The sequence below is a fragment of the Pseudomonas sp. K5002 genome (genome assembly GCF_013386655.1).
Lineage (GTDB): Bacteria > Pseudomonadota > Gammaproteobacteria > Pseudomonadales > Pseudomonadaceae > Aquipseudomonas.
The window spans coordinates 1-576 of record NZ_JACARK010001586.1 but is presented as its reverse complement, the minus strand read 5'-3'; the positions used below and the strand labels follow the sequence as shown (position 1 = coordinate 576).

The following is a 576-nucleotide window of genomic DNA, read 5'->3' as shown; positions in this document are numbered from 1 at the left end:
GCTTGCTCGCGAAGGGCGCACCGCAGTTGTCAGTCGATCAACTGAGCATCCCGCAGCGCACCCAACGCCGCCAACCAACGCGGATCCTGCTTGTACTCGGTCGACGCCACCGCCTGACCACGCATCCGCGCGATACGCGCCGACGGAGTGACCTTCATGCGCTGGGCGGCACTCAGGGCCAGCTCGGCGGCGGCGCGGTCGTTGCACACCAGGCCCATGTCGCAACCGGCAGTCAACGCCGCCTCAATACGACTGGCAGCATCACCGACCACATGAGCCCCCGCCATCGACAGGTCGTCACTGAAGATCACCCCGTCGAACTGCAACTCGCCACGCAGGATGTCCTGCAACCAGCGCCGGGAGAACCCGGCCGGTTGCGCGTCCACTTGTGGATAAATCACATGGGCCGGCATGACGGCTGCCAGTTGCTTGCTCAGGCGCGCGAAAGGCACCAGGTCATTGGCGCGAATCTGTTCCAGGCTGCGCTCGTCGTTGGGAATGGCGACGTGGGAATCGGCTTCGGCCCAGCCGTGGCCGGGGAAGTGCTTGCCGGTGGCCGCCATACCGGCGCTGTTC

The 576-nt window shown here is 66.0% G+C and carries 1 protein-coding gene; it reads right to left on the bottom strand.

Going from position 1 to position 576, the window contains the following annotated elements:
• Nucleotides 1-29 precede the first annotated feature (29 nt).
• On the bottom strand, nt 30-576 hold a 547-nt coding region (gene nagZ, locus HX846_RS38110), incomplete at its 5' end, for a beta-N-acetylhexosaminidase (protein WP_178967565.1).